Below are 3,560 nucleotides of genomic sequence, written 5' to 3'. Positions count from 1 at the left end.
GTCTCGCACCACTCGGCCACGGTGACGCGGTTCGGGATGGGCAACGTGCCATCGGCGGCCTGGCGCTTCAGCTCGGCGAGCTTCGACGCGACCTCCTCGGGGGTCGCGCCATACACCGTGCGCTTTCGGCCGTCGATGATGATCTCCCCGGCGTGGAGGCCGGAGGCCTTGTGGAAGTAGATGGTGCCTTCGCCCCGGGCGCGACGTCGCATGGGCCTCTTCCCTCATCTGTTAGCGGCGCGGGCCGAGGAGGCAGGAAGCACCCAGCCTTCTCGGCTTTTACTAGTTAGGATGAACGAGGCCGGCCCCCGTTCACGACGAACGTAGGTTATGTCCCCAGAGGGACGCAGAGCTACAGCGTGAAGGAGGCCGGCGAGTGGATCATATCACGAAGTTCGTAGGCCTGGACGTCGCGAAGGAGACCATCGCGGTGGCCGTGGCCGAGCGGGGGACCGCACCGCCCCGGTACCTGGGCAGCATGGCGAACACGCCCGAGGCCGTACGCAAGCTGGTGAGGCGGCTGGGCAAGCCGGAGCAGCTCTTGGCGTGCTACGAGGCGGGGCCCACCGGCTACGGGCTGTACCGGCTCTTGAGCCGGCTGGGGGTACAATGCATCGTGGTGGCGCCGTCGCTGACACCTGTGCGGCCCGGCGACCAGGTGAAGACCGACCGACGCGACGCCCTGCGGCTGGCGCAGTTGCTTCGAGCCGGCGAGCTGACGCCGGTCTGGGTGCCCGGCGAGGACGACGAGGCGCTGCGGGACCTGGTGCGGGCCCGGGAAGGCGCCAAGCGGGACCTGAGGCGCGCCCGCCAGGAGCTCACCAGCTTCCTTCTGCGTCACGGCGTGGCCGCGCCCAAGGGCACGACCCGGTGGTCCCGGATGTTCCTGCGCTGGCTCGATACGCTGAGCTTCCCCCACCGGGCCAGCCAGGTGGCCTTCCAGGAGTACCTGCATGCGGTGCATGAGGTGCAGGCCCGGGTTGAGCGGCTCGAGGCGGAGATCCACGCGATGGCCACCGAAGGCCGGCATGCGCGAGTCATCCAGGCGTTGCAAGCCCTCAAAGGGGTCCGGGAGGTCACGGCGGTGACGCTGGTGGCCGAGATCGGGGAGTTCTCCCGCTTTCGAAGCCCGGCCCAGCTGATGGCGTACGCGGGTCTGGTGCCTCGAGAGCATTCGAGCGGCGTCCAGACCCGCCGGGGCGGGATCACCAAGACCGGCAACGCGCACGTCCGGTTTGTGCTGGGGGAAGCGGCCTGGGCGTATCGCCACCGGCCCGCTGTCAAGGCCCCCTTGCGGGCCAGACAACAGGGGGTCGATCCCGAAGTGCTGCGGATCTCCCTCAAAGCGCAACAACGGCTGCATCGGAAGTACTGGCGCCTGCTCGGCCGGGGCAAGCCCTCGACGGTGGCGGCGACCGCGGTGGCCCGGGAGCTTTTGGGGTTTGCCTGGGCCGTTGCATGCCACGTCGAGGCGCAGCAGGCTCGGGTAGCAGCCTGACAGGAGGGCTGAAGGCGACACCACGAGGCTCAACAGGGATCCAGCCGACCGGGTGAGCCGGAACCGACCGGGGGCCGGTGGGGGGAATCCTCGAGGCTCCTATGCACACGGCGCTTGAGCCGCATGTGCGTCTCTAGTTCGAGGCAGCTCCCCGACGGATGGCGTAAAGTGCGGTCACCAACCCGCGGATATCAGAGTGCCAACCGTCGACGACATCCCCGGCCCGGCTCCGCCCCGGCGGATCACAACGGGGGTTGACGGCCTCGTTCATATCAGGAGGTAATGGACAAAGGCGGAGCATGCCCCCAGCATGTAAAGGGCGTCCTCGAACTCGACGGTAGGCTGGTCCGTCATGGCATGGCGGATTCCTTGCTCATGGCCTGTCCAACCGTACAGTGCCTGGAAACCTTTCTTGAGGGCTCCATGAAGTCCAATGCGCGCACCCAGTATGTCTAGCGCCTTCGCCAATTGGGCTTTGGGATCGCCAGAGATCAACCGGGCCATAGCTTCCACAGCACTAATCGCTTCCTTGATTGAATTGCGGTAGTCAGGGGACCGCCTGTCTGATAGCAAGCGCAGGGCGCTCTCCAGATGCCGTTGTACTGGCTCCATTCCAAGGCTCCCAGTTTTTCCGATGGCAGTTTCTATGTTCTGGATATCGATTTGGTCTGCAATTGGAGTCAATATCCCATTGAGAAACCGGTAGCCAGACGCCTCTCGTTCAAGGACTACATTGCATGCACGGTAAAAGTCACGTGGAGATTTCACCAAGGTTGCAGCAAATTCAACGAAATCATAAGCTAGGTACCATGGACATTCGAAAAACCATTTTCGGATCGCCGCGATTGCCTTTGGCGTTTCTCCGGGCACTGAATCAATTGGTTGTTTGAAGAAATGTTCCCATAAATCCATTATATCCTCATACGGTTCCCACTCCTCTCTATTAAACAAAAAGCGATACAATACGTTCCAAAGCGAATTGCGGAGCGCCTGATCCATGGAGTCGACCTGCAAAGCAGTGCGCACAGGTGTCTTACCGATTCGTCGGGAGAATCGCATATTAATCATCGCGCTCCCACCGAAACTCCGTCTCCAGCGCCCCCGGTAGCGGCTCGTGCTCATCCCTGAAATCCCTGGGCAAGACGGCACCCGTCGCCGCAAGCTGTCGGGTCGCCCACTCCACGAACTCGGGCACCGACCACCGCCGGCGGCGAACCTCGCGGGCGAGCTGCAACAGCATCCGCGCCTCCGCTTCTCCCTCGTCGTCGAGCGAGATGCCCAGATGCCGGAAGTAGACGAGCTCCTGCTCGAGCAGCGGCCAGCGGGCACGGCCCGCCGCGACCTTGACCATCGTGGCGGCCTGGTGGGGCGGGAGGCCCAATTCCCGCAGGGTGGCGAACAGGTCGCGCAGGGCGGGGAGGTCGGATTCGGTCAGGCCGAGGGCACGGAGGAGGTTGGCGACCTGGAGGGCGGAGGGGCGCGCGGGTCGGGCGCGCCGACGCCGCGGCTCCTGCCGACGATCAGGGAACGGGATGATCTGGGAATCTTTCACGCGGAGCCCCTGCTCTGCGACGTTGATGTGCCACCCCGGCGGAGTTCGGCCGCGAGGCGAGCAAGCTCGGCGTCTTGCCGGCGGCGCTCTTTGACCCTATCCTCATCCGCACGGTTCGCCGCCTCTGTCGATCTAAACGCGGCCACTACCTGCGCGATCCACACAGGAATATAGAAAAGTATCCCGAGCAACCACACGGCCGGGGACCATGACGGCGTCTCAGCAAGCCCCAGCAGGAAGCCCGGCGCCGCCAGCATCGTCCAGACGAGAAACGCCTGCAAGAGCGCAAGTCCGAACCCAACCCAGAACCGGCCATGGTAAGTGTGGCCCAGGCCCCAGACGAAGAACGAGGCGATGGCGGCGAGGCCGGGGTCGCGACGCATCATCGGCCCCCTCTCATCCACGCCATCTTCTCCAATACCCACGGCGACGGCACGAGGAACCAGTCCGCGGCGTCCCACACCAGCTTCAGTGGGGCGAGGCGTACCGGGCCGCGCATCGAGCCATCTG

The 3,560-nt window shown here is 64.8% G+C and carries 5 protein-coding genes; 1 reads left to right on the top strand and 4 read right to left on the bottom strand.

Annotated features, from left to right (window positions below; genetic code table 11):
* The coding region (locus AB1609_18210) for a site-specific integrase (GenBank protein ID MEW6048381.1) at positions 1 to 212 on the bottom strand (212 nt) is incomplete at its 3' end.
* Between the two features lie 164 nt (positions 213 to 376).
* Here AB1609_18210 and AB1609_18205 point away from each other — a divergent pair.
* Entirely contained in the window at positions 377 to 1,498 is a 1,122-nt protein-coding gene (locus tag AB1609_18205; GenBank protein ID MEW6048380.1) for an IS110 family transposase, read from the top strand.
* Between the two features lie 267 nt (positions 1,499 to 1,765).
* Here AB1609_18205 and AB1609_18200 read toward each other — a convergent pair whose 3' ends face one another.
* The 3 genes from AB1609_18200 to AB1609_18190 are packed head-to-tail and all read right to left on the bottom strand — an operon-like array spanning position 1,766 to position 3,436.
* Positions 1,766 to 2,557: an AbiJ-NTD4 domain-containing protein gene (locus AB1609_18200; GenBank protein MEW6048379.1), complete on the bottom strand. Its 792-nt coding sequence runs from the start codon at positions 2,555 to 2,557 to the stop codon at positions 1,766 to 1,768.
* Between the two features lies 1 nt (position 2,558).
* Entirely contained in the window at positions 2,559 to 3,050 is a 492-nt protein-coding gene (locus tag AB1609_18195; GenBank protein ID MEW6048378.1) for a hypothetical protein, read from the bottom strand.
* Positions 3,047 to 3,436, bottom strand: a complete 390-nt coding sequence (locus AB1609_18190) for a hypothetical protein (protein MEW6048377.1) — start codon at positions 3,434 to 3,436, stop codon at positions 3,047 to 3,049. Before AB1609_18190 ends, AB1609_18195 begins: the two co-directional genes overlap by 4 nt.
* Positions 3,437 to 3,560 lie beyond the last annotated feature (124 nt).

Source organism: Bacillota bacterium (assembly GCA_040754675.1).
In the GTDB taxonomy this organism is placed as follows: domain Bacteria; phylum Bacillota; class Limnochordia; order Limnochordales; family Geochordaceae; genus Geochorda.
The sequence above is the reverse complement of the archived record's forward strand: the minus strand, read 5'-3'. Positions and strand labels throughout refer to the sequence as shown.